Raw genomic sequence first — 25,916 nt, 5'->3', positions numbered from 1 at the left:
CCGATGTGGCTGCTCTGCTGAGCGTGTGCGACTGCACATCCCCCGAAGTCCCGCCGATGGGGGCGGAGCAGACAGGGAAAGCGAAAGGACAGCAGTATGAGGAAGTCGGCAACAACCCGCCGCGCACGGGCTCTGACGGTGGTGGCAGCGATGGCGACCGCCATGGTGGGCATGGCCCCGGTGGCGGCGGTCGCCGGTGACGGACCTGGCGGCGGCCAGCACCACAAGCGCGGCTACGTCTGCGACCGGCTGGAGCGTGACCACCACGCCGCGGTCGGCAGCAGCCGGTGCCGTGCCATCAACGCGCCGCGCCACGGCACCATCCGCGGCACGTTCACCATCGAGACCCGCAAGGGCCACCACAAGGTGGTCTGCGTCAACAGGCAGGGCAACTCCGGCTACGCCAACGTTCCCAAGTGGGTGCGCGGCAAGGACTGCCGCCGGGCCTGACCCGGGGCGCGCCCGCCCGGCGGGCCGGGGACACGGACAGCCGTGGACCCGGCCCGCCGTCGCGTTCCGCGCCGGACGACCGACGCCCTCCCCATGGCGCCCTCGCCGCGACGCCGTGCTCGGGTCGGCGCCCGGAAGCCGCCGGGACGAGCCGTCTGCCGACGGGGCCGAAGGAGGCCGGTGGCAGTATGTGGGGGTGCGTTACCTCTACCGCGTTCTGGGCACCACGCAGGTCCTCCGCGAGGACGGCACCACCGTGCCGGTCGGCGGAGCGAGGCTGCGCGCCCTGCTGACCGCGCTCGCCCTCGCGGGAGGCCGCGCCGTGCACACCGGTGAGCTCGTGGCCGCCGTCTGGTCGGAGCACGAGGACCCGCCCGCCGACGAGACGGCGGCGCTCCAGGCGCTCGTCGGGCGGTTGCGAAGATCGTTGGGGCGGGAGGCGGTCGACTCCGTCGAGGGCGGCTACCGACTGGTGACGGCGCGCGACGACATCGACCTGTACCGCTTCGAGCGACTGGCCTCCGAGGGCGCGGACGCCCTCGCGGACGGGGACCCCGCCAAGGCCGTCGGCCTGCTCGACGACGCCCTCGCGCTGTGGCGCGGCCCCGCGCTGGCCGATCTGCCCGACGGGGGAGGGTCCGCAGGGGTCCGCGCCGCCGACCGCGCACTGGCCGCGCGCCGCCACCGGGCCGAGGCGGCACTCGCGCTCGGCCGGGCGGAGGCCGTACTGCCCACGGCGCGTCAGCTGGCCGCCGAGCACCCGCTGCACGAGCCGCTCCAGGCCCTGCTGCTGCGTGCCCTGCGCGACGCCGGCCGCACCGCCGAGGCGCTGGCCGCGTACGAGACGGTCAGAGCCCGTCTCGCCGACCGGCTCGGCGCCGACCCCGGCGCCGAACTGCGCGCCCTGCACGCCGAACTGCTGGCCGCCGAACCCGCCGACCCCGCAGTACCCGCCGAACCAGCCGTACCCGCCGAGTCCGCCGCACCTGTCGGTCCTTCCGCACCTGTCGGCCCCTCCGCGCCGCGGACCGTGCCCCGGCGGGCCGTGGGCAATCTGCGTGCCCGGCTGACCTCGTTCGTGGGGCGCGAGGGCGAGATCGAGGCGCTGTGCCAGGAGCTCGGTTCGGCGCGGCTGGTGACGCTCACCGGGCCCGGCGGAGCGGGCAAGACCCGGCTGTCGCTGGAGGCGGCCGCCCGGGCGCACACCGGGCGGAGCGAGGAGTGGGCGGACGGCGTGTGGGTGACCGAACTCGCCGCCGTGCGCGACCCGCACGACCAGGGCGCGACGGCCGAGGCCGTGCTCACCGCGCTCGGTGGCCGCGAGACGGTGCTGACCGGTACCACCGCCGAGGGGCTGCGGGCGGCGACCGACCCCACTGTCGGCGACCCTCTCACCCAGCTCGCCGAGCGCTGCGCGGCCCGCCGGATGCTGCTGGTGCTGGACAACTGCGAACACCTCCTGGACGCGGCGGCGCGGGTGGTGGAGACGCTGCTGGTGGAGTGTCCGGGCGTCACCGTCCTGGCGACCAGCCGCGAACCCCTCGGCGTACCGGGTGAGTTCGTACGTCCCGTCGAGCCGCTGCCCGACCCGGTGGCGCTCCGGCTGCTCGCCGAGCGGGGCGCCTCGGCGCGTCCCGGGTTCCGCGTCGAGGACGATCCGGAGGCCTGCGCGGAGATCTGCCGTCGGCTCGACGGGCTGCCGCTGGCGATCGAGTTGGCGGCGGCCCGGCTGCGCTCCCTCACCCCCGGCCAGCTCGCCCGCCGTCTCGACCACCGGTTCCGGCTGCTGACCAGCGGCAACCGTACGGTGCTGCCCCGTCAGCAGACGCTGCGCGCGGTGGTCGACTGGTCCTGGGAGCTGCTGGATGAGGCGGAGCGTGCCGTGCTGCGGCGGCTGGCGGTCTTCACGGGCGGCTGCGAGCTGGAGCAGGCGGAGGAGGTGTGCGCCGATCTCGTCGAGGGGCCGGACGGGGACGCCGGGGACGCCGGGGACGCCGGGGACGCTGCCGCGCTGCTGAGTTCCCTCGTCGACAAGTCGCTGGTGGTGGCCGTGCCCGGGGAGGGCACGGCGGGTATGCGCTACCGGCTGCTGGAGACCGTCGCCGAATACGCCGCCGAGAAGCTGGACGCGGTGCCCGGCGAGCGGGAGCACGCCGAGCGCCGCCATCTGATCGTCTACCGCGAACTGGCCCGCACCGCCGACCCGCTGCTGCGCGGGCCCCAGCAGGTGGAGTGGCTGGACAGGCTGGAGCGCGAGCACGACAACATCCGCACCGCGCTGCGCCGGGCCATCGCCGCGCGCGACGAGCACGAGGCGCTGTGCCTGATCCTGTCGATGACCTGGTTCTGGCAGCTGCGCGGCCACCGCGCCGACTCGCGCCACTGGAGCGAGGCCGCCCTCGCCCTCGGCCCCGACCCCTTCGCCTCGCCGCTGCGCCCCGCGCCGCCGCTGTACGAGCCGTGCACCGCCACACCGCCGCCGATGAGCGAGGAGCAGCTGTGGGAGGCCCGGCGCGGGGTGCGGCTGATGGTGCTGACCGACGCCGAGGAGGGGGTCAACAGGCTGGAGAGCCCCGAACGGCAGGCCGAACTGCGCAACATCACCCGGGCCTACACCCCGGGGATGCCGCAGGTGTGCCGGATTCCCGGCTGTATGTGGTTCTTCGCGTGGATGATGACCGGCGAGTACGGCAAGCTCGCCGAGCTGTCCGGCGCTTTCGTGGCCGGCTGTCGCGAGCTGGGCCTCGAATGGGAGCTGGCCTTCGCCCTGCAGCTGCAGTCCAAGCTGACCAGCGACCACCCCGCCACCTGGGAGCAGTCGGAGGCGGACGCGGCGGAGAGCCTGGAGATCTTCCGCAGGATCGGGGACGCCTGGGGAGAGGCGGAGGCGCTGTCGAGCCGCGCGGAGGCGCTCACGGCGCGCGGGGAGTTCGCCCGCGCCGCCGAGGACTGCCGGCTGGCCATCGCACGGGCCGAGCAGCTCGGCGCACACAGCCAGGTGCCCCAGCTCAAGTCGCGGCTCGGCTCGGTGCTGGTGGAGCTGGACAGCCCCGAACTCGCCGCCGAGGGCGAGCGGTTGATGCGGGAGGCGATGGAGGAGGCCGACCACATCGGAGGGGACGGCCCCAACTTCGCCGCCGTGCAGTACGCCGTCCATCTCACCCGGCAGGGGCAGCCCCGGCGGGCGAGGGAGCTGCTGGCGCCGCTGGAGGAGGATTTCGCCGCCCGGGTGCCGCAGCTGTTCGCGGGGATGATCGCGGGCATCGCGGCCTGGACCCATGTCGCCGACGACCGGCCCGAGGAGGCGCTGGCCAAGCTCCGGGGATCCATCCTCAAGACCCGCGATGTGATGGCGGAGGCCGTCGCCCCGCATCTGACGCTCAGCCAGCTGCTGACCGCGGCACGGGCCCTGGCCATGCTCGGGCGCGGTACGGAGGCCGGGCGGCTGGTGGGCGCCTACGACGGGCTGTCGAAACTGCCGGAAGGGCACTTCCCGCACCCCGTCGAGCGCGAGTCGCGGGAGGCCGCCGAGGCGGCTGTGCGGGAAGTGCTGTCCGAGGAGGAGTATGCGCGTGCGCACGCCTCGGGCAACGGCCTCTCCGTCGAGGAGGCCGTCGCCCTGGTGTGTGGCACCTGACCGGGGTCAGGTCTTCTTGCGGAACTTCGCGATGGCGATCGGCGCGGTCAGCAGCGTCAGCCCGACCGACCAGATCACCGTCCACATCACCGGGTTGGCCACCTCGCCCTGGCCGAGCATCAGCCCGCGGGCGGCGTCCGCGAGATGGGTGAGCGGGTTGACGTCCGTGAACGCCTTCAGCCAGCCGGGCATGGTGCCGGTCGGCACGAAGACCGACGAGCCGAACTGCAGCGGCATCAGCACCAGGAACGAGACGCCCTGCACGGCCTGCGCCGTGTTCATCGTCAGCCCCAGCAGAATGAAGATCCACAGCAGCGAGGCGCCGAACAGCGCGGTCAGCCCGATGGCGGCCAGCATGCCCAGCCAGTGCCCGTCGATCTCGAACCCGACCAGGAAGCCGACCGTCAGCAGCACGGTCACGGCGACCAGCATGCGGCCGATCTCGACGACCGACTTGGCTATGAGTACCGAGGAACGGGCGATCGGCATGGCCCGGAAGCGGTCCATCACACCCTTGCGGAAGTCCTCGTTGATGCCCGTGCCGACGGCCATCGCGATGGACATCCCCATCATGCCCATCATGCCGGGGATCAGATACTGGATGTACTGGTCCCGGCTCCCGCTGCCGCCGTCCCCTCCGATGGCGCCACCGAAGACGTAGACGAACAGCAGCGTGAAGATGATGGGCATCAGCAGTGCGTCCATCATCGACTCGGGGTCCTGCTTGATCTGCAGGGCGTTGCGGCGGACGAGCGCGCCGATGTGCCGCAGGTTGGCCCGCAGCCCGATGCGGCCCTCTGCCGTGCCGGGCTTGCCGGGCGCGGGACTCGTCCCCGGCGCTGAGCCGGACGGGGCCTTCTCGGACCCGGGCGCTTTGACGGTGGCGGTACTCACGCCGCGACCTCCTCGTGCTCGTTCTCGTCGTCCTGGTGGGTGGCCTTCTGGCCGGTGAGGGCCAGGAACACCTCGTCCAGGCTGGGCAGGTGGGTGGCGATGTCGGAGATCGCGAAGCCGCGTTCCCCCAGCAGCGCGACCACGGCCGTCAGCTGCTCGTCGCTGACGATGGGGACACTGACGATGCCCGACTCCTCGTCGGCGGCGGCACCGGCCACTCCGTCCAGCCCCGCCTGGGCGATGGCGCCGACCATCCGGGTCAGCTCCCCCGGGTCGGCCGGGCGGATCTCCAGCGTCCGACCGCCGACCTTCGCCTTCAGCTCGGGCACCCGGCCCTCGGCGATGATCCGGCCGCGGTCGATGACGGTCAGCTCGCCGGCGAGCTGCTCGGCCTCCTCCATGTACTGGGTGGTGAGCAGCACGGTGTTGCCGTCCGCCACGATGTTCTTGACCTCGTCCCACACCTCGTTGCGGGTGCGCGGGTCCAGACCCGTGGTGGGCTCGTCCAGATACAGCACCTTCGGGCGCCCGATCATGGAGGCCGCCAGGTCGAGCCTGCGGCGCATCCCGCCGCTGTACTTCATCACGGGGCGCCGGGCCGCCTCGGTGAGGGAGAACCGCTCCAGCAGTTCGTCGGCGCGCTTGCGGGCGTCGGTGCGGGACAGGTCGAGCAGCCGCCCGATCATGTAGAGGTTCTCCCAGCCCGCCAGCTTCTCGTCCACCGAGGCGTACTGGCCGGTCAGCCCGATCGTGCGGCGGAGCTCGCGCGGCTGGCGCACCACGTCGAACCCGGCGACCTTCGCCGTGCCGCCGTCGGGCTGCAGGAGCGTGGAGAGCATCCGGACGAGCGTCGTCTTGCCCGCGCCGTTGGGGCCCAGCACTCCCATCACGGTGCCCTCGCGCACATCGAGGTCGATGCCGTCGACGGCCTTCGTCTCCCCGAAGTGCTTGACCAGTCCGCGGACCTCGACCGCGTTCGTCGTCTTCTCTCGCGTCATGCCGCCAATATGACAGTCGCCACTGACAAACGACCGACAGCCGACCGACAGCCCACCGACAGCCGAGCCGGGCTGGATCGGTGGGCCGTCGTGTCACTCACCCCGAGGAGCGCCCGGGGCTACTCGAAGGAGTGCTCCGGTGCCGGGAACGCGCCCGTGGTGACGTCCTCGGCGAAGGCGCGCGCCGCCTCTCCCAGCGCCGTACGCAGTTGGCCGTACTGCTTCACGAAGCGCGGCAGCTTGCCGGGGGTCAGGCCCGCCATGTCGGTCCACACCAGCACCTGGGCGTCGCAGTCGCTTCCGGCGCCGATGCCGACCGTGGGCACGTGCAGTGCCCGGGTGACCTCGGCGGCGACCGGTGCGGGGACCATCTCCATCACCACGGCGAAGGCCCCCGCGTCCTGGACCGCCTTGGCGTCACGCATCAGCTGGTGTGCCGCCTCCTCGCCGCGGCCCTGCACCCGGTAGCCCATGGCGTGGACGGACTGCGGGGTCAGCCCGATGTGCGCCATCACCGGGATGCCGGAGCGCACCAGCAGCCCGATCTGGTCGGCGGAACGCTCGCCGCCTTCGAGCTTGACGGCCTGGGCGCCGGCCTCCTTGATGAGCCGGGTGGCGCTGCGCAGTGCCTGGATCTCCCCTTCCTGGTACGAGCCGAACGGCAGGTCGGCGACGATCAGGGCGCGGCTGGTGCCCCGCACCACGGCGGCCGTCAGCATGGTCACCTCGTCCATGGTGACCGGCACGGTCGTCTCGTAGCCGAGGTGGCAGTTGCCCATCGAGTCGCCGACGAGCATGACGGGGATACCGGACTCGTCGAAGACGGAGGCGGTCATCGCGTCGTAGGCGGTGAGCATGGGCCACTTCTCGCCCCGCTCCTTGGCGAGTGCGAGGTCGCGCACGGTCACACGGCGATTACGGGTTCCCCCGTAGAGCGTCTGCGGCATGGCATTGACTCCTGTTGTCGTCTCGAAGCGCCCCTACGGCGTCTCCGGATCCGCTGTCCATGCTGGCACGCCCCTCCGCCGCCCGGTAGGGGACCGGCTTCGGCGCCCAGGACCCGCCGGCGCGGCCGACCGGTGGCTGCGGTCGTGTGCGGGTTGTGTCACAGTCGCGATCCAGCCCCGACCTGCTGGAACCCGTGCGCTGCCGCGTCTCGTCCTCTTCTCGGACTCCACATCGGACTTCAGGGCGAAAGCGGCAGTTGCAGCGAAGGGTTCAACTGCCTGGAAAACGGCATCGCCTATCGTTCATCGGGCACCAGCACAGGCAAGTGAGGACGGCGGATGACGCGCGTGTACACGTCGGAGGCCACGCACCGCGAGGACGGCGGCGACGGGCGGCGGGGCTTGTGGTCCCGCTGGTCCGGCGACCGCTTCCGAGGCGGCTTCCCGGGGTGGTCGGGGCCGGGGAAATGGCGGCGCGGGGTGCTCCTCGCGGTGGCCGCCCTGCTGCTCGGGCTGGCCTTCTTCCTGCACGCCGAGGTCCCCAACGCCGTCGGCAACCTCGGCTCGCTGTGGGAGACGTTCCTGCCGTGGGGCGGGCTGCTGATCGTCGTCCTGCTGGTCGGCGCCGTGCTGCGCCGCTCCGCCACGGCGCTGGTCGCGCTGCTGCTGCCGACGTTGATGTGGGTGAACCTGTTCGGCGGTCTGTTCAACGACAAGACCGGCAGCGGCGCCGGTGACCTCACCGTTGTCACCCACAACGTCAACGCGGGCAATGCCGATCCCCGGGGGACCGCCGAGGCGCTGGTCGCATCCGGTGCCGAGGTGATCGCACTGGAGGAGGTCTCCCCGGCGAAGGCCGCCGCCTACCGGGCGGCCCTCGACAAGACGCACCCGTATCACAAGCTCACCGGCACGGTCGGCATCTGGAGCAAGTACCCGATGAGCGAGATGAGGGCCGTCGACATCAAGATGGGCTGGCCGCGCGCCATGCGCGCCACGGTGCGCACGCCCGAGGGCGATGTCGCCGTCTACGCCGCGCATCTGCCCTCGGTGCGGGTGCAGTTCCGCTCCGGCTTCACCGCCGGACAGCGGGACGGCAGTGCCCGGGCCCTCGGTGAGGCCATCGCCCGCGACCCGGCGGACAACGTCATCCTGCTCGGCGATCTCAACGGCACCATGAACGACCGCGCGCTTGCGCCCATCACCTCCCAGATGCGCTCCGCACAGGGTGCGGCGGGGGACGGCTTCGGCTTCAGCTGGCCGGCCTCGTTCCCCATGGCGCGGATCGACCAGATCATGGTCAAGGGCGCCGACCCGGTCTCCGCCTGGACGCTCCCGGCGACGGCCAGCGACCATCTGCCGGTCGCCGCGAAGATCGACCTGGCGGACTGAGCCGGACGACCGGGATTCGGCGGCCCGTAACGCCTCGTTTTGCGCCCTGGAACATCTGGCTGCGAGACTTTGTTGCAGAGCAAAACATAGGGGCAGTGTCGCCCCGTCCCGCCGCGGCCGCCGCTCCCGCGCCGCGTCGGCCCACCACCTTCCCCGAGCGCCCGTTCCCGGGCGCTCGACAACGCACTCCGTCACGCCTTCTTACGCGCGAAAGGTTTACTTCGCATGCCACTGGCTCTGCTCGCACTCGCCGTGGGCGCCTTCGGTATCGGCACCACCGAGTTCGTGATGATGGGCCTGCTGCCGAACGTCGCCGACGATCTGGGCACGTCCGTTCCGACCGCGGGGTACCTGGTCTCCGCGTACGCCCTCGGTGTCGTCCTCGGGGCCCCGCTGCTGACCGCCGTGGGGGCTCGCGTCCCGCGCAAGCTGATGCTGCTGCTGTTGATGGCACTGTTCACCCTCGGCAACCTCGCCTCCGCCCTCGCTCCCGGCTTCGGCACGCTGCTGGCCGGCCGGGTGCTGGCGGGGCTGCCGCACGGCGCGTTCTTCGGCGTCGGCGCCGTGGTCGCCGCCCGGCTCGTCCGGGAGGGCCGGGCGGCCCGTGCCGTGGCCACCATGTTCCTGGGGCTGACCGTCGCCAACATCGTCGGCGTCCCCGGTGGCACGGCGCTGGGCCAGCAGCTCGGCTGGCGCGCCACCTTCGTGGTCGTCACGCTCATCGGTCTGGTCGCCATGTCGGCCCTCGCGCTGCTCGTGCCCCGGATGCCGCTGGAGCACCAGGGCGGCGTACGTCACGAGCTGCGCGCCCTGGGCAACCGCCAGGTCGTCCTCGGGCTGCTGACCGCCGTCTTCGGCTTCGGCGGCGTCTTCGCCGTCTACAGCTATCTCGCCTCGATGATGACCCAGGTCACCGGGCTCGCCGAGACCTCGGTGACCTGGGTGCTCGCCCTCTTCGGCATCGGCATGACGCTGGGCACCCTGGTCGCCGGGCCGCTGACCGACCGCGCACCCCGGCGCACCCTGTACGCGGCGCTGGGGCTGATGGCGGCGCTGATGGTCGCCTTCCACTTCGTGGCGCCCGTGAAGTGGGCGGCGCTGGTGCTGGTGGGGCTGCTGGGAGCCGTCGGCTTCCTGATCACCACCCCGGTCCAGATGCTGGTGATGCGGGCCGCCTCGCACGCGCCGACCATCGCCTCGGCCTCCAACCACTCGGCGTTCAACCTCGCCAACGCGGGCGGGGCGTGGCTCGGCGGTGTCGTCATCGCCGCCGGCTGGGGATGGACGTCCCCCACCCTGGTCGGTGCCGCCCTCGCGCTGGTCGGGCTCGCCATCGCCGTCACGGCGGGCGTGCTGGACCGCGGCGACTCGCGCGTGGTGGCCCGCGCCCACGACGTTCCGGTGGAGGCCCACTCGGGCCGCTAGCGGCCGGCTGCCGGGCCACAGTGCGACACCTGCGCCCCACGGTGAGTTCCGCTCACTGTGGGGCGTTTGCGTCGTGGGGGAAATGTGTGACCTGAGTCACCGCGTATGCCAGTGGTGGTTGCCCCGAGGGCTGCATACGCTCTTCGCGTCACCACGGGGGTTCCCAACTCGCCAGCACAACAGGCGAGTTGAGGTCCGAGTGATCGGCTGCCGGGCGGCTCCCGCCGCCTGGCACGTGCTCCCGTGAGGTCCGTTCGCGCCCCAGAGGGAGGAACTCCTATGAGATCCCGTTCGGCCCGTCTCGCCGCCACCGCCGCCGCGGTGGCGATCCTCGGAACCCTGGCCGCCGCAGCCCCGGCCGTGGCCGCCCCCGCCGACAACGCGGCGCCCGTCGCCCCGGCCTCCGCGCAGCAGATCGCCGCCATGGAGTTCGTCGCGTGGTACCCCAACAAGACGCAGTGTGAGAACGGCGGGGCCTACTACCTCCGGCACGGCTACAGCGGCTACGTCTGCCAGCTGGACCCGCTGCGCGGCTGGGCGCTGTACGTCGAGGACTGAGGCGCGCGGCACCCGCGCGCCTGACGGGTCTGCCCGCAGCGCCCCGGCGGGCAGACCCGGGCGGGCCCGTCAGCCCTCCCGCCACCGGTTGGTGATCGGCAGACGGCGGTCCTTGCCGAAGCCCTTGGGCGAGATCTTGGTGCCCGGCGGGTACTGGCGGCGCTTGTACTCGGCGCGGTCCGTCATCCGCAGCACCCGGACCACGGTCTCCGCGTCGAAGCCCGCCTCCACGATGGCCGCGGCACCCTGGTCGCCGTCCACGTACCGCTTCAGGATGCGGTCGAGGACGTCGTAGTCGGGCAGCGAGTCGGTGTCCACCTGGCCGGGGGCCAGCTCGGCGCTGGGCGGCTTGGTGATGGAGCGCTCGGGGATGGGCGGGGTGTGGCCGCGCTCCTGGGCGGCGCGGTTGCGCCAGGTGGCGAGGCGGAAGACGTTCGTCTTGTAGACGTCCTTGATCGGGCCGTAGGCGCCCACCGCATCGCCGTAGAGCGTCGAGTAGCCCACTGCCAGCTCGGACTTGTTGCCCGGGGCCAGCACGATGTGGCCCTCCTGGTTGGAGAGGGCCATCAGCAGCGTGCCGCGCAGCCGGGCCTGGAGGTTCTCCTCGGCGAGCCCGCTCAGACCCAGTGAGCCCATGTACGCGGCGAACATCGGCTCGATCTCCACGGTGCGGAAGTTGAGCCCGGTGCGTTCGGCCAGTTCGGCCGCGTCCTCCTTGGAGTGCTCGGAGGAGTAGCGCGACGGCATCGAGACGCCGTACACGTTCTCGGGGCCGACCGCGTCGCAGGCGATCGCGGCCGTCAGCGCCGAGTCGATACCGCCGGACAGCCCGATCAGCACCGAGCGGAAGCCGTTCTTGACCGCGTACGCGCGCAGCCCGACCACCAGCGCGGTGTAGATCTCCTCGTCGTCCGCCATGCGCGGCGCCTCACCACCGGTGGCCGCCGGCGCGTAGGCGGGCAGCGGCTCGGCGCTCAGGACGCGGTGTTCCACGCCCAGGCCGTCGTCCACCGTGCCCGAGGGCGGGGTGGCCGCCGCCGCGGGCAGCTCCAGGTCGAGGACGACGCACCGCTCCTCGAACTGGGGCGCGCGCGCCAGTACCCGCCCGTCCGCGTCGACGACGATCGAGTCGCCGTCGAAGACCAGCTCGTCCTGGCCGCCGGTCTGAGCCAGATAGGCGGTCGTGCACCCGGCCTCCTGCGCGCGCTTGCGCACCAGCTCCAGCCGGGTGTCGTCCTTGTCCCGCTCGTAGGGCGAGGCGTTGATCGACAGCAGCAGCCCGGCCCCCACGCTCCGCGCCGCCGGGACCCGGCCGCCCTCCTGCCACAGGTCCTCGCAGATGGCGAGGGCGACATCGACCCCGTGCACCCGGACGACGGGCATGGTGTCGCCCGGCACGAAGTAGCGGAACTCGTCGAAGACGCCGTAGTTGGGCAGGTGGTGCTTGGCGAAGGTCAGCACGATCTCCCCGCGGTGCAGCACCGCCGCCGCGTTCTGCGGGGCGCCGGCGGGCTGGCCGTAGCGGGGCTGGGCCTGGGCGCAGCGGTCGAGGTAGCCGACGACGACCGGCACCTCGCCCAGCCCCTCGTCGGCCAGCCGACGCGCGAGGTCCCGCACGGCGGTGCGGCTCGCCTCGACGAACGACCGGCGCAGCGCCAGGTCCTCGACCGGGTAGCCGGTCAGCATCATCTCCGGGAACGCGACCAGATGGGCGCCCTGCTCGACGGAGTGCCGGGTCCACCGCAGGACGGAGGCGGCGTTGCCCTCCAGGTCGCCGACGGTGGAGTCGATCTGATTCAGCGCGAGACGTAGTTGAGCCACGGAGCCGAGTGTAATCGTCGGGCTGACGCTATGGGCGGGCGAGGCGGCCGGAGTGCCCCGCCTCGGCGCCTCGCCCGCGCAGTCGGCTACTTACGGTAGCCGAGCACCGTCATCATCCCCGCCTCACCGTGGTAGACGTTGTGGCAGTGGACCATCCACAGCCCCGGGTTGTCGGCGTCGAAGTCCACCTCCAACGTCTTCCCCGGCAGCACGATCGCCGTGTCCTTGCGGGGGCCGCCGTCCGGCAGGGCGAAGGTGTGGCCGTGCAGATGCATGGGGTGCCACATGTCCGTCGTGTTCACGAACCGCAGCCGTACCCGCTCACCCGCTGTGACGGGATGCCGCTGCCGAGGGTCGTACTGCTTGCCGTTGAGCCCCCAGTCGTACTTCGCCATGGAGCCGGTCAGCCGCAGCGTGACCGTACGGTCCGGCTTCCCCGCCGCGAGACGGGCCGAGTCCGCCGCCTTGAGCTTCCGGGCGGTCAGCGGCGTGCCCTCCAGCTCCTTCGGACGGGCCGAGGGAGAGGGCGCGTCGCCCGGGGCGGTACGCAGCAGCGCGCGGCCCGTCGCCTTCTTGCCCTCGGCCAGCGCCGTGAGCGGGAAGACCCCGTCCTCCGCGGTGACCAGCACGTCGTAGCGCTCGCCCATGCCCAGCAGCAGCGCGTCGGTGGTGGTGTGCTCGACGGGGAACCCGTCGGTGTGGGTGACGGTCATCCGGTGGCCGCCGAGCGCGACCCGGAAGGCGGTGTCGCCGCCCGCGTTGATGAACCGGATACGGATGCGGTCGCCAGGCCGGGCCCGGAAGCTCTCCGGGTCGGCCGCGGTGCGCCCGTTGACCAGATAGTGCGGGTACTTCACATCGCCCGCGTCGCCGCCCAGCAGCTCGCTGGTGGCGCCCATCATCATCCGGGACGGACCGGAGGGCGTGGGCTCGGACCGGCCGCCCATCCCGTGCATGCCGTGGCCGCCGCCGTCACCGCCGCCGTCACCGCCTTCGTCTCCGCCGTCCTTGTCCGGGCCGCCGTGGTCCATGCCGCGGCGCAGTTCGGCCAGCACGCTGTCCGGGGTGGAGCCGTCCACACCGTCCACCCAGTCGTCGAGGACGACCACCCACTCCTTGTCGTACCGCAGCGGCTCCCGGGGGTCCTCCACGATCAGCGGGGCGTACAGCCCGCGGTCCTGCTGGACGCCGGAGTGCGGATGGAACCAGTACGTGCCCGGGTGGGGGACCGCGAAACGGTAGGTGAAGTCCGCGCCCGGCTTGATCTCCCGCTGGGTGAGCGCCGGTACCCCGTCCATGTCGTTGCGGAGCGCGAGTCCGTGCCAGTGCAGCGAGGTCGCCGCGGACAGGTGGTTGGCGAGGGTCAGCGCCAGGGTGCCACCCGCGGTGACGCGGACCGTCCTGCCGGGCACCCGGTCGCCGTACGCCCAGGTGGCCACGGTGGTGCCGGAGCCCAGTTCGAGCCGGGTACGGGTCGCGGTGAGCCGCACCTTCTCGGTACGGCCCTGCGGGCGCTCGGCCTCGGCGGCACGTACCTCGGGCCCGTCCGGCTCGACATAGCCGTCGGGGTTGCGGTCGCCGCCGTCGCGGCTGCCGCCGCTGGTGCACGCGGCAAGGTAGCCGCCGCCGACGAGGGCTGCGCCGGTACCGAGTACGGCTCGGCGCGTGGGAAGAGAACGCATGGGTGCCTCACGTGTTGTCGATCGGGTGCGGAGGGCACGGCTGCCGACAGCAGCCGGGAAACGGCGGGAAACGCCGAGAAACAGGGCGCCCCTTGTGCACAGGGCCGCCCCTGGAAGAGGGCGTGAGGCCCCCTCAGATCCGCAGGATCGACAACTGGGCGAGTCTTATCGCTGTTCTTCGCGGTGGCAGTGGCCACAGGGCGGGCACTGCGCGGCAGCGATACGGCCGCAGCAGGCCGCTGCCGCGTCCGCGCGCCACCAGTGCCGCGACCGCCCCCAGCAGCGCGGCGGCGGTCCAGACGCCCAGGACGGCCAGACAGAGGGAGAGCGGGTCGGTTCCCGTCCCATGTCCGTCGCCGTGCTCCGGGGCCGGCTGCTGCTCCGGTACTGCCTGATGATGGGCCGGACCCGGGTCCGCTGCCGGAGCCGGGTCCGGTGCCGGTGCGGCGGAGAGGTGCTCGGCGACGGCCGGTGCCTCCCGCATTCCCTCTTCGGGCGCGACGTGTCCGAGCGTGTGCATGGTGACGAGCCCGAACAGCAGCGCGGCGAGCAGCAGTACGCGCCCGCACCACACGGTGCGGGCGTCGGGTGCGCGCTCGCCGGTCAGCATGGGAGCAGCCTAACCGGATGCCCGCCGGGGGTATGCACCGGTGTGCGGGGTCGGATTCCGCAGGGTTCTTGGGTATTTGACGGGCCGCTGGCGGTGTTCGGTCATTGACGTGAACTCGCCACCGCGCACAGGATGCGCAGCATGTTGGAGGCTCTTGATCTCGACCCCGTCCAGCAGCAGGTCTACGAGGCGCTGGTGGACGGTGCCGTGACCGTGGGCGAGCTGCGTGCCGCCGCCGGGGTGAGCGCCGCCCGCGTCCGCGCCGCGCTCGCCTCCCTGGAGAAGCTCAATCTGGTGGGCCGCTTCGCCGCGGACCGGGGCGGCGGGGGTGCCGAGCGGTATCTGCCGGTGGCCCCGGAGATCGCCTTCGAGTCGCTGCTGCTCGCCCGCGAGGAGGAGATCCACCGCACCCGCCGGCACATCCAGCATCTGGCGGCCCGGTTCCGGGCGCACACGGCGGGCCGCGACCCCCTGGAGCTGGTGGAGATCGTCACGGGCCGGGCGGCGGTCATCCGCCAGGTCGACCAGCTCCAGCGCAGCGCGCACGCCGAGATACGGGGCATCGACCGGCCGCCCTACGCCAACAGCGACCCGGACCGCCTCGACCCCAAGACCGGCATGATGCCGGTGCAGGCGCAGATGATGCGGCGGGGGATCCGGTACCGGGTGATCTACGACACGGACGGGCTCATCACCTCCCAGCGGTTCGACACGGACATCGGCGCCGCGGCCGAACTGGGCGAGGACGCCCGGGTGATGGCGGACACCCCGACGAAGATGCTGATCGCGGACGACCGCATCGCGCTGATCCCGCTGCGCGCCGCCCCGAACGAGCTGGCCAGCAGCGTCGTCGTACATCCCTCCGGGCTGCTGGAGGTGCTGTGCGAGTTCTTCGAGGTGCTGTGGGGCAGGGCGCTGCCGATCTCGGACTATCTCTCGGGCCGCCGCCCTGGTGCGCCCGACGGGCCGAGCCCGCAGGAGGCCAAGCTGCTGGCGCTGCTGATGACCGGTATGACCGACCAGGTGATGGCCCGGCAGCTCGGTATCAGCTACCGCACCTTCCAGCGGCGGCTGCACGGGCTGATGGAGCGCCTCGGAGCGACGACGAGGTTCCAGCTCGGCATGCGCGCGGCGAGCCTCGGCTGGCTCCCGCAGGCACCGCCGGAGGGTCCCGCCCGAACTGCCAAGAATGGCACCGCGTAAGGCAATTGACCGTCTACCCGCGTCACAGTCGCCCTCTTGTCCTGCTCGTGACAGTGCGCTTAGCGTGCCGATCGCGCACCCCACATGCGCATCCCCCCACACGAGGAGGAACCCTCGCCATGGCAGTGACGCGTAAGAAAGTTGCTCTCGGCATATCCGCGGCAGTGGCCGCGGCGGCCATCGGTACCGTCACGGCGCTCCCCGCGAACGCGACTCCGGAGGCGCCCGCACAGGGCACCGTCGTCGGGGCGGGCTCCGCGAAGGCCGTCAAGGGCAGCTACATCGTCACGATGAAGAAGTCGGCCGTGAGCACCAAGTCGGCCTCCGCCAAGGGCCGGTCGGTCATCGCCGACCACGGCGGAAAGGTGCGCAAGACCTTCACCAAGGCTCTCAACGGCTATTCGGCGAAGATGTCCGCGAGCGAGGCCGAGGAACTGGCCGCCGACCCGGCGGTCGACAAGGTCTACGCGAACCAGAAGCACTCGATCACCGGTGAGCAGGCCGACCCGCCCTCCTGGGGCCTGGACCGCATCGACACCCCCGAGCTGAAGCTGGACAAGAAGTACACCTACCCGGACAGCGCGGGTGAGGGCGTCACCGCGTACATCATCGACACCGGTGTCCGCACCACGCACAAGGACTTCGGCGACCGCGCCAAGAGCGGCTTCGACGCGGTCGACGGCGACGAGGACGCCTCGGACGGCAACGGCCACGGCACACATGTCGCCAGCACGGTCGCGGGCGAGGCGCACGGCGTCGCCAAGAAGGCCGACGTGGTCGCCGTCCGCGTCCTGGACGACCAGGGCTCGGGCACCACCGAGCAGGTCGTCGCGGGCATCGACTGGGTCACCAAGAACGCCAAGGCCCCCTCGGTCGCCAACATGTCGCTGGGCGGCGGCGCCGACGAGGCGCTGGACAAGGCGGTGCAGAACTCCATCAAGGCGGGCGTCACCTTCGCGGTGGCCGCGGGCAACGAGGGCACGGACGCCGGGAACAGCTCGCCGGCCCGGGTGAAGGAAGCCCTCACCGTCGGCGCCACCGACGACAAGGACGCCCAGGCCACCTTCTCCAACTACGGCGACGTGCTCGACCTGTACGCGCCCGGCGTCGACATCACCGGCGCCTGGAACACCGGTGACGACGCCACCGACACCATCTCCGGCACCTCCATGGCCTCCCCGCACGTCGCGGGCGCCGCGGCGGTCTACCTCTCGGGCCACAAGGACGCCACTCCGGAGGCCGTCTCCAAGGCCCTGACGGACGGCGCCTCCAAGGACGTCGTCGGCAACCCCGGCCAGGGCTCGCCCAACCTGCTGCTGAACGTCGTCGAGTGACGGTTTCGGTCGAAGCGGCCTGAACGCCGTCGGGTGACGAACGAACCACCCGAGCAACCCCCCACCTTCCGCGGCCCGGTGCCCCACACACCGGGCCGCGGTCGTGTGCGCTCACGCCGCGTGTGCGCCTACGCCGGCGGTGCTATCTGCTCCTGGTGCCCAGCAGCAGCGTCCACCAGGGGCCCCCGCGAGCGCGGCTCACCCCCACGCCGGCGTCCCGGAAGGCGCAGTTGGTCAATGAGGCGCGGTGCTTGGGGCTGCGCATCCACGCCCGCACCACATCGGCGGCGTGCCACTGGCCCCGGGCGAGATTCTCTCCCACGCGCCGGAACCGGTAACCCTCCCGGGCCACGCGTCGCCCGGGGCCCGCGTTCTCGGGCCGGGTGTGGGAGAGGACGCGTGCCCGTGCCATCCGTGTGCTGTGCCGCTGTGCGGCCCGCCGCAGCGCGGCGTTCTCGGCCACCACGGGGCAGCCCGCCCGCGCCCGCTCGGCGTTGACCAGCGCCAGCACATCGGCGCGTGAGGGCGCGGCGCCGGCCTCCCACCCTGTGGCGGTCACCAGTGCCAGCGCGAGCCCGAAGGCCGCGCCACCGCGCCCGGCGATCCGGCTGAACACGAACCCCATACGTCCCTCTCAATTCTCGTCAGCTCTGAGGGCCGCATGCCACTTTAGGGGTCATTTACGGAGAATCTCTTCATTTCTTCGGAGCGCGGTGCTACGAGTCGCGCGCAGCGCGGCCCGCCCGCGGCCGGCTCGTGGGTGAAAGGCGTTGCGCGGAGCATTGACGCCCCATCTGCCTCACCTTATGTTGCGTTCGGCGCATGGAATGGCATCCGATATTTCGAACGTCAGGTCTCGGCCGGCGGTTCGAGGCCGGGTGCTGTCGCTCCCCGTCACTCACGGCGCGCACGTGCGTGTCACAGATCCACATCACCGCCGCACAACGGAAGGCATCGCGTCTTCGGGGCGGTGTCGAACCGGTTCGACACCCCTCCAGGCAGCTCGACACAGTCCTACGACACCTCGCAGGAGCCGCAACGATGGTGCTACTGAGAGCAGGACAGACACGTGCGAGAGCACGACAGCAACGCCCGCGAACGGGTCAGGTCCGGGCCGGCCTGTCCGTGGCGCTGGCTGTCGCACTGGGCATCGGCCTGCTGGGTGCGGGCCCGCCGACCACGGCGTCCGCCGCCGAACTGCCGGAGCCGGCCCTCACATACACGTTCGACGACGACGACCTGGCCTCCGGGACCGTCGCCGACAGTTCGGGCAACGGGCTGGACGGCACTTTGGTGAACGGAAGGAGCGCGGCGCTGGTCGACGGCGCGGCGGGCGGGTCCGCCCTCGACCTTCCCGGTGGAGCGGCCGACTCCGACGGGTCCTACGTCCGGCTGCCCGAGGGAGCGTTGAGCGGGGCCACCGATCTGACCGTCTCGGCCCGGGTGCGCTGGGACGGCGGAACGGCGCCGTGGCAGTGGATCTACGCACTCGGCAAGGACACCGACCGGTATCTGTTCAGCACGCCGTACAACGCAGACGGGCTGCTGCGCACGTCCGTCACCACCTCCGGCGGTGGCGGCGAGGCAAAGGTCACCGGGACGGCCGCGCTGCCGGACAAGGAGTGGAAGACCCTCACCGTCACGCTCGACACCGATGCCGACCGCGTCACCACCTACCTCGACGGCGCCGCCGTGGCGTCCGCCAGAACGACCGTCAGCGCCGGTGAGCTCATCGACGACGCCGGCAAATTCGCCGGATACCTCGGCAAGTCCTTCTACCAGGACCCGCTGTTCGCCGGTGCCGTGGACGAGTTCACCATCCACCACGCGGCCCTGACGGCGGACCAGGTCGCGCGGACGGTCGGCGAGAGGCCGACGCCCACCGGCCTGACGAAGGAGGAGTACGGGATACGCACCACCACCGGGACCGCTCCGAAGCTTCCCGACACGGTGCGTGCCACCTACTCCGACGGCTATGACCGGCATGTGGCCGTGGACTGGGATCCGGTGGACCCCGACCAGTACGCCGCGCCCGGCTCCTTCACCGTGTCCGGCAAGGCCGCCGGGCGGACGGTGACCGCGAAGGTCACCGTGGTCCGCGAGGGAGAGCTCACCGTCGATCTCGGCAAGGAGACCGGAGACTTCCACGGTGGCGCGTCCGGCACCCTCTACGGGCTCTACGGGCAGGACGTGCCGACGAACAACCTCATCGAGGGAATGAACCTGCGCACTGTCTCCACCAAGGCGCAGGACGGGCCGCAGCACCCGGGCGCCGACGCGCTGGAGGTCGTCGAACCGCTCGCGGACAGCACCGACGGCGACGTCTACATCTACATGACCGACATCCACCGCGGCTTTCCCTACCAGTGGGAGGGCGACACGCCGGCGGAGAAGATGCGGACCTACAAGAAGAAGATCGCCAAGCAGGTCGACCAGGTCCTCAAGCTGCCCGCGAAGTACCAGGACAACATCGTCTTCGTGCCCTTCAACGAGCCCGAGGGCAATATGTTCGGCACCGGAAAGTGGAGCTACAACGGCACCAGCTGGCTGGACGAGCCGGACGACTACTTCGCCGCGTGGGACGACGTGAACCGGCTGATCAAGGGCAAGATGCCGCACGCGCGGATCGCCGGGCCCAACACCAGTGTGCTGTTCACCCAGGTCCAGGGGTTCCTCAAGCACGCGGTGCGGGCCGGCACCGTGCCGGAGGTCATGACCTGGCACGAGCTGAGCCACCCCGAGCAGATCCGCACCAGCGTCGAGAAGTACCGCGGCTGGGAGAAGAAGATCTTCGCCGGCACCGCTCACGAGGGCACCGAACTGCCCATCAACATCAACGAGTACGCGTACAACTACCACACCTCGGTCCCCGGCCAGATGATCCAGTGGATCTCGGCGATCGAGGAGTCGAAGGTCGACGCCGACATCGCCTACTGGAACATCGACGGCAATCTGTCGGACTCGGCGGTGCAGGCCAACCGGGGCAACGGCCAGTGGTGGCTCTACCAGGCGTACGGCAGCATGACCGGCCGCACCGTCCAGGTGAACCCGCCGTTCCCCGGCGAGAACTACACGATGCAGGGTGTGGCCACCCTGGACAAGAAGAAGCGCCAGGCGCGGGCGATCTTCGGCGGCTCCGACGGCGGCGGGCACATCATCTTCGACCGTGTGCCGGCCGACGTCTTCGGGGACACGGCGCACGCCTGGATCCGCGAGATCCCCTGGAGCGGGCAGATCGGCGACGCCGCCCGCCCGCGACTGATCGCCGAGAAGGACGCCAAGGTGCGTGCCGACGGCTCGGTGGTCTTCGACTTCGGTGACGACGACGGCCTGCCGGCGCTGAAGGAGTCGTCGGCGTACGAGATCGTCCTCGCCCCGGGCGGCGGGGAGACGAAGACCGCGCGCCCCGGCACGCTGTGGGAGGGCGGCTACGAGGCCGAGGACGCCGCGCACTCCGGCTCCGGCTACAGCAAGAACGGCCCCGAGGGCTCACCGTCCGACGTGGCGAAGTTCTACACCTCGGGCGGCTACGACGTCGGGGGTCTGCGGACGGGCTCCGATGTGAAGCTCGACTTCACCGTGGACGTGCCCGAGGACGGCACCTACGACCTGAGCGTCTTCGCCAACTCGCTCAACACCTTCGACAAGGTCGAGGAGCGGGGCCCCACCAATGTGTTCCTCACGGTGGACGGCGGCGCCGAGCAGGAGCTGAACCTGCCGCTGGGCTACAAGTGGGTGGTCTGGGACCACACCGACACCACGGTCGAGCTGACGAAGGGCAAGCACACACTCTCGCTCGCCGCGAAGAGCCTCGACGGCAAGCGCGCCACCAAGGGCGACGCGATCGTCGACCGGCTCACACTCACGCTGCCCGACCCCGAGGTGAAGAAGGAGCGATACGAGGGCGAGCTGGCCGCGCTGGACGGCGGGCGCCCCGTCTACGACCAAGGCGGCGTCACGGGCGCGGGCGCCGCGCAGCTGGAGCCGGGCGACAGCGCGACCTTCTGGGTCTACTCGCCGGCCGACTCGGAGGCCACGCTCAGCCTCGGCACGCGAGGCGCCGGACGGGCACAGCTCACCGTGAACGGCCAGCGGGCGCTGTCCGTCTCGCCGTCGGCCAAGAAGGTGGCCGCCTCACTGTCCGGCGGCGTCAACAAGGTCACCGTCACCGGGAAGTCCGGCAGGACCCTCGTCGACCACCTCGCCGTCGAACAGGGCTCCAAGAGCCTCAAGCCGACCGTCTACCAGGCCGAGGACGCCGAGCTCGCCGGTTCCGCCGAGGCCGCGAAGCTGTCGCTGGCCGACGACGGTTCCGCGGTGCGCGGCATCGGCGGCGAGCCGGGCAACGGCAACACCGCGACCTTCCGGGTGGAGGCCGAGAAGGCGGGTCTGTACGCCATGCGTGTGCGCTACTCCAACCCGGAGCAGTCCGAGGCCACCCACTACAACCCCGACCCGCTCGCCCGGCCCGCGGACATCTCCGTCAACGGCGCACAGCCGCGCCGCACGCTGTTCCCGCACACGTTCCACGAGAACAACTTCTGGGAGAAGACCGTCCCTGTGCGGTTGAAGAAGGGCAGCAACACGATCCGGTTCTCGGCCGAGGAACTGCCCAACTTCGACGGCAGGACCTACGCGTCACAGACGTTCCCCGGAATCCTGCTGCGCTCCCGGTACGCACCCGTACTCGACAAGATCACGCTCGCGCGGTTCGCGGACCGGCCGTAGCAGCCGCCGGCGGCCCTCGGACGGGGGCCGCCGGCCACCGGAAGCCGGACGTCAACGGCCCGAAAGGGAAGGCACCATGGTCACGATCGGGGACATAGCCCGCGCTGCGGGAGTCTCCCGCAGTACGGCGTCGTACGCGCTGTCCGGCAAGCGCTCCATCTCCGAGGCGGTACAAGAACGCGTCCGGGAAGCGGCCCGGGAGCTGGGCTACACGCCCAACGCCGGTGCGCGGGCACTGGCCACCGCGGAGACCAGGGTGATCGGGCTGCTCGCCCAGTTCCTCGAGGACGAATTCGCCCCGGCCATGCTGCAGTACATCCGGGGCGTCAGCGACACCGCGCGGGCGCTCGGCTACGACACCCTGCTCGTCACGGAGGCCGACGGCGCCCGCGCGCTGGGCCGGATCACCTCCTCGCGGATGGTCGACGGCGTCGTCCTGCTCAACGTCGCGCAGGACGACGCCCGGCTGCCCCTGCTGCGCAACGCCCCGCAGCCCGGCACCCTGGTCGGACTGCCCGGCGACTGCTCCGGCGTCGACGTCTTCGACCTCGACTTCGAGGCGACGGGCCGGCTGATGGTCGATCATCTGCACCGGCTGGGCCACCGGGAACTGATCCTCGTCTCGCAGCCCGCGCACGTCGTCGAACGGGGCGGCGCCTACGTCTGGCGGCTGCAGAACGCGGTGGCCCAGCAGGCACGCGCTCGCGGGATCCGGCTCCACGCGGTCTTCGGCGAGTCGCAGCAGCCCCAGGTCGGGCGCTGCCTGCACGCGCTGTTCGACGCCCACCCGACCGCCACCGGACTGCTGCTGGGCAACGAGGCCGCCGCCGCGGCCCTGCCGTCGGTGCTGCACGCACGCGGACTGGTGGCGCCGCGCGACCTGTCGGTCGTCGGCCGGTACTCCGACGAGTTCGCCCGCACCTTCTCCCTGCCGTTCTCCTCCATCGAGAGCGCGCCGGACCGGCTCGGCGAGCTTGCCGTGACCCAGTTGGTGCGCCGCATCGTCTCGCCGGACAACCGCGAGGAGCCGCACATCCTGCGTCTCCTCCCGCCCGAACTCATCGACCGCGGCAGTACCGGGCCGCCCCCCGCAGTACCCAGCACCTCATCCGTGCAAGGAGGAACACCATGAGCAGCGCATCGAGATCCGTCCGAGCGATAGCCGTGTGCGGGGCCGCCGTCCTGGCCATGGCCGGATGCTCGTCCGACACGGGCGCCGGTGGCGCGCAGTCCAGCGACACCTACACCTGGTGGGACCCGTACCCGCAGCACAAGAAGTCGTCCGAGTGGGCCGAGCGCGTCGCCAAGTGCGGCGACAAGGCCGGCGTCACGATCAAGCGCACCGCCTACGACACCACAGCGCTCACCAACCAGGCGCTTCTGGCGGCCCAGGAGGGTACGTCGCCGGACCTCATGCTGCTCGACAACCCCGCCGTCTCCACCCTCGCCGACACCGGCATGCTCACCACGATGAAGGAGTTCGGCCTCGGCACCTCCGGGATCGACAAGAACCTGCTGGCGGCCGGTGTCGTGGACGGCAAGAAGTACGGCATCCCCGTGGGCGCCAACACGCTCGCGCTCTACTACAACAAGGATGTCCTCGACGCCGCGGGCGTCGACCCCGCCTCGGTCAAGGACTGGGACTCCCTCACCGCCGCGCTGAAGAAGGTGACCGGAGCCGGCAAGAAGGGCATCACCTTCGCCGGGATCGGCACCGAGGAAGGCTCCTTCCAGTTCCTGCCGTGGTTCTGGGGAGCCGGCGCCGACCTGCACGACCTCGACTCGCCGGAGGCGGCCGACGCGCTGAAGCTGTGGACCGACTGGCGGAAGAGGGGCTACGCCCCCGAGTCGGTGATCAACAACTCCCAGAACACGACCTGGGAGGAGTTCCTGACCGGCAAGTTCGCCTTCGCCGTGAACGGCACCTGGCAGGTCGACAGCGCCGCGAAGGCGAAGTTCGACACCGGCGTCCTCCAGATCCCCGGCAAGGACGGGGGTGTGGCCCCGACCCCGACCGGCGGCGAGTTCATCACCGCGCCCGTCCAGAAGGACACCGGCCGCTACGACGTCACCAAGAAGATCGTGAAGTGCATGACCACCCCCGAGGGGATGGTGGAGACGGCCAAGACCTTCGCGTACTACATCCCGCCGACCAAGGCCACCCAGGACCAGCTGCTCAAGGAGAAGCCCCGGCTGAAGCCGTGGGTCAAGGCGGTGCGTACCGCCAAGGGCCGCACCAGCGACAACCTCGGCACCGACTACCCCAAGATCTCCGAGCCGCTGTGGACCGCCGTGCAGAAGGCTCTCAGCAAGTCCAAGAGCCCCGAGGGCGCCTTGAAGGAGGCGCAGTCGACCGCGAAGGACAAGGTCGGCTGAGCGCCGGCCGGAGGAATCCGACATGAGAGTGACCACCGAGCCGGTCGCGCCCGCGGTGCGCGCCCCGGGCGGCGAGCCGCCGCCCGTCGCCCCGCCACCGCGGCAGCGGCTGCACCGGCGCATCCGCTCCACCCAGTGGGCGGGACTGGCGTTCCTGGCCCCGCTCCTGGCCTACCTGCTGATCTTCTACGCCTTTCCGCTGTACCGGAATCTCGAACTGAGCGTGCACGACTACACGGTCCGCGCTTTCGTGCTCGGGAACGCCGAGTTCACCGGCTTCGCCAACTACCGCGACGTCCTCACCTCCGACACCTTCGGCCTCGCCCTGCGCAACACGCTCCTTTTCACCTTCGTCTCGATCGCCGCGCAGTACGCGATCGGCCTCGCCCTCGCGGTGTTCTTCCGCGCCAACTTCCGGCTCTCGGGAGTGCTGCGCGCGATGTTCCTGGTGCCGTGGCTGCTGCCGTTGATCGTCTCCGGCTCCACCTGGGCGTGGATGCTGGCGGGCGACAACGGCATCGTCAACGCGGCCCTGGAGGCGTTCGGCATCGGCCAGATCAACTGGCTGACCGACCCGGACTGGGCCCTGACCTCCGTGATCACCGCGAACATCTGGCTCGGTATCCCGTTCAACCTCGTCATCCTGCACGCCGGGCTGCAGAACATTCCCGACGAGCTGTACGAGGCGGCGGCCCTGGACGGGGCCAACGCCTGGCAGCAGTTCTGGCGCGTGACGTTCCCCCTCCTGCGCCCCGTCTCGGCGATCACACTGCTGCTCGGTCTGGTCTACACGCTCAAGGTCGTGGACGTGATCTGGATCATGACCACCGGCGGCCCCGGCAACGTCTCCACCACCCTGGCTGTCTGGTCCTACCGCGAGGCGTTCGGCACCGGGCAGCCCGACTTCTCACCCGCGGCCACGGTCGGCAACCTGCTCATCCTCATGGCGCTGGCCTTCGGCTTCGTCTACCTCCAGTTGCAGCGCCGACAGCACGCAGACCAAGAGGGGGAGCAGCCATGACCCTCCGCACGGCACGGCCCGCACCCGGGCGCCGCACCCGGTGGAAGACCGCACTGGGCGTCTTCCTCACCGCCCTGATGCTCTTCCCCGTCTACTGGATGTTCAACGTCTCCCTGACCAGGACCGAGGACATGCGGGCCGACCCGCCGCACTGGTTCCCGTGGAACCCGACGTTCGAGGGGTACGGCGACGTCCTGCGGGACCAGTTGCCCGCCCTCGGCACCAGCCTCGGCATCGGACTGGGCTGTGTGGCACTCACCCTGCTGATCTCCGCACCGGCCGGATTCGCCCTCGCCAAGCTGCTCCGCCGGGGGCGGGGCGCGGTCAGCTTCGTCCTGCTCGTCGCCCAGATGATCCCCAGCGTGGTCATGGCGATCGGCTTCTACGCCGTCTATGTGCGGCTCGGCTGGATCAACTCCGTATGGGGCCTGATCGTCGCCGACTCGACCATCGCCGTCCCGTTCGCCGTGATGGTGCTCGCCGCCTTCATGTCCGGCATCCCCTCCGAGCTCATGCAGGCCGCCCGGATCGACGGCGCCGGGACCTGGCGGACCTTCGTGTGGGTGGTGCTGCCGCTCGGCCGCAACGCCGTCCTGACGGTGTCGCTGTTCTCGTTCCTGTGGGCGTGGTCGGACTTCATCTTCGCCTCCACCCTCGACCGGAACGGCGACGCGGTCCCGATCACCCTCGGCATCTACGCCTACATCGGCAACAACACCACCGAATGGAACTCGATCATGGCGACCGCCGTCGTCGCGTCCGTACCCGCGGCCGTGCTCCTCGTCGTCGCCCAGCGCTTCGTCGCCGGCGGGGTCACCGCCGGCGCGGTGAAGGACTGAC

Annotated in this window: 19 protein-coding genes; 12 read left to right on the top strand and 7 right to left on the bottom strand. The window is 71.3% G+C overall.

All coding sequences use genetic code 11. The features are described from left to right. Positions 1–96: 96 nt before the first annotated feature. Both JW613_RS32215 and JW613_RS32210 read left to right on the top strand, forming a co-directional pair. A complete protein-coding gene (locus JW613_RS32215) occupies positions 97–450 on the top strand; it encodes a hypothetical protein (protein ID WP_245226643.1) in 354 nt (117 codons plus the stop codon). A 190-nt stretch (positions 451–640) separates the two neighbouring features. Beyond that, positions 641–4,087 carry an AfsR/SARP family transcriptional regulator gene (locus JW613_RS32210; RefSeq protein ID WP_209214397.1) on the top strand — a complete coding sequence of 1,149 codons (3,447 nt, stop codon included), beginning with the start codon at positions 641–643 and terminating at the stop codon, positions 4,085–4,087. Between the two features lie 6 nt (positions 4,088–4,093). Here the strand turns inward: JW613_RS32210 and JW613_RS32205 are convergent, their stop codons facing one another. The 3 genes from JW613_RS32205 to panB all read right to left on the bottom strand — a co-directional run bounded on the left by JW613_RS32205 (position 4,094) and on the right by panB (position 6,926). Then, on the bottom strand, positions 4,094–4,981 hold the full coding sequence (locus JW613_RS32205; protein ID WP_209214396.1) for an ABC transporter permease: 888 nt from the start codon (positions 4,979–4,981) through the stop codon (positions 4,094–4,096). Next, complete coding sequence (locus JW613_RS32200) at positions 4,978–5,979, bottom strand: ATP-binding cassette domain-containing protein (RefSeq protein WP_209214395.1); 1,002 nt, start codon at positions 5,977–5,979, stop codon at positions 4,978–4,980. The genes JW613_RS32205 and JW613_RS32200 overlap by 4 nt, the downstream gene beginning before the upstream one ends. Positions 5,980–6,098: 119 nt before the next feature. Beyond that, positions 6,099–6,926, bottom strand: a complete 828-nt coding sequence (panB, locus tag JW613_RS32195; RefSeq protein ID WP_209214394.1) for a 3-methyl-2-oxobutanoate hydroxymethyltransferase — start codon at positions 6,924–6,926, stop codon at positions 6,099–6,101. A gap of 339 nt (positions 6,927–7,265) precedes the next feature. Between panB and JW613_RS32190 the strand changes: the two genes are divergently transcribed. From JW613_RS32190 to JW613_RS32180, 3 genes are all read left to right on the top strand, one after another. After that, positions 7,266–8,318 (top strand): endonuclease/exonuclease/phosphatase family protein, encoded by a 1,053-nt coding sequence (locus JW613_RS32190; protein ID WP_209214393.1) that lies wholly within the window; start codon positions 7,266–7,268, stop codon positions 8,316–8,318. A gap of 225 nt (positions 8,319–8,543) precedes the next feature. Next, positions 8,544–9,743, top strand: coding sequence for an MFS transporter (locus JW613_RS32185; RefSeq protein WP_099880216.1), 1,200 nt, complete (start codon positions 8,544–8,546; stop codon positions 9,741–9,743). Positions 9,744–10,022: 279 nt separating this feature from the next. Further along, positions 10,023–10,301, top strand: coding sequence for a hypothetical protein (locus JW613_RS32180; protein ID WP_209214392.1), 279 nt, complete (start codon positions 10,023–10,025; stop codon positions 10,299–10,301). A 69-nt stretch (positions 10,302–10,370) separates the two neighbouring features. Here the strand turns inward: JW613_RS32180 and JW613_RS32175 are convergent, their stop codons facing one another. From JW613_RS32175 to JW613_RS32165, 3 genes are all read right to left on the bottom strand, one after another. Then, positions 10,371–12,122, bottom strand: a complete 1,752-nt coding sequence (locus tag JW613_RS32175; protein ID WP_209214391.1) for an NAD+ synthase — start codon at positions 12,120–12,122, stop codon at positions 10,371–10,373. An 86-nt stretch (positions 12,123–12,208) separates the two neighbouring features. Beyond that, positions 12,209–13,804 (bottom strand): multicopper oxidase family protein, encoded by a 1,596-nt coding sequence (locus JW613_RS32170; RefSeq protein WP_209214390.1) that lies wholly within the window; start codon positions 13,802–13,804, stop codon positions 12,209–12,211. Positions 13,805–13,937: 133 nt separating this feature from the next. Beyond that, entirely contained in the window at positions 13,938–14,414 is a 477-nt protein-coding gene (locus JW613_RS32165; protein WP_245226641.1) for a DUF6153 family protein, read from the bottom strand. Positions 14,415–14,555: 141 nt separating this feature from the next. Between JW613_RS32165 and JW613_RS32160 the strand changes: the two genes are divergently transcribed. Next, positions 14,556–15,617: a LuxR C-terminal-related transcriptional regulator gene (locus JW613_RS32160; protein WP_209214389.1), complete on the top strand. Its 1,062-nt coding sequence runs from the start codon at positions 14,556–14,558 to the stop codon at positions 15,615–15,617. 119 nt (positions 15,618–15,736) lie between these two features. After that, a complete protein-coding gene (locus tag JW613_RS32155) occupies positions 15,737–16,951 on the top strand; it encodes a S8 family peptidase (RefSeq protein ID WP_209214388.1) in 1,215 nt (404 codons plus the stop codon). Between the two features lie 142 nt (positions 16,952–17,093). Here JW613_RS32155 and JW613_RS32150 read toward each other — a convergent pair whose 3' ends face one another. Further along, on the bottom strand, positions 17,094–17,576 hold the full coding sequence (locus JW613_RS32150; RefSeq protein ID WP_209214387.1) for a CAP domain-containing protein: 483 nt from the start codon (positions 17,574–17,576) through the stop codon (positions 17,094–17,096). Between the two features lie 506 nt (positions 17,577–18,082). Here JW613_RS32150 and JW613_RS32145 point away from each other — a divergent pair. The 5 genes from JW613_RS32145 (at position 18,083) to JW613_RS32125 (ending at position 25,915) form a co-directional block, all read left to right on the top strand. Next, entirely contained in the window at positions 18,083–21,679 is a 3,597-nt protein-coding gene (locus tag JW613_RS32145; protein ID WP_209214420.1) for a LamG-like jellyroll fold domain-containing protein, read from the top strand. Between the two features lie 76 nt (positions 21,680–21,755). Further along, on the top strand, positions 21,756–22,811 hold the full coding sequence (locus JW613_RS32140) for a LacI family DNA-binding transcriptional regulator (RefSeq protein WP_209214386.1): 1,056 nt from the start codon (positions 21,756–21,758) through the stop codon (positions 22,809–22,811). After that, positions 22,808–24,055 carry a sugar ABC transporter substrate-binding protein gene (locus tag JW613_RS32135; protein WP_209214385.1) on the top strand — a complete coding sequence of 416 codons (1,248 nt, stop codon included), beginning with the start codon at positions 22,808–22,810 and terminating at the stop codon, positions 24,053–24,055. The genes JW613_RS32140 and JW613_RS32135 overlap by 4 nt, the downstream gene beginning before the upstream one ends. A 22-nt stretch (positions 24,056–24,077) precedes the next feature. Then, a complete protein-coding gene (locus JW613_RS32130) occupies positions 24,078–25,076 on the top strand; it encodes a carbohydrate ABC transporter permease (RefSeq protein ID WP_209214384.1) in 999 nt (332 codons plus the stop codon). Then, entirely contained in the window at positions 25,073–25,915 is an 843-nt protein-coding gene (locus JW613_RS32125; protein ID WP_209214383.1) for a carbohydrate ABC transporter permease, read from the top strand. Before JW613_RS32130 ends, JW613_RS32125 begins: the two co-directional genes overlap by 4 nt. Position 25,916: the final 1 nt, after the last annotated feature.

It is taken from the genome of Streptomyces smyrnaeus, from assembly GCF_017676345.1.
Classification (GTDB): domain Bacteria; phylum Actinomycetota; class Actinomycetes; order Streptomycetales; family Streptomycetaceae; genus Streptomyces; species Streptomyces smyrnaeus.
This window is presented reverse-complemented; position numbering and strand designations above follow the sequence as displayed.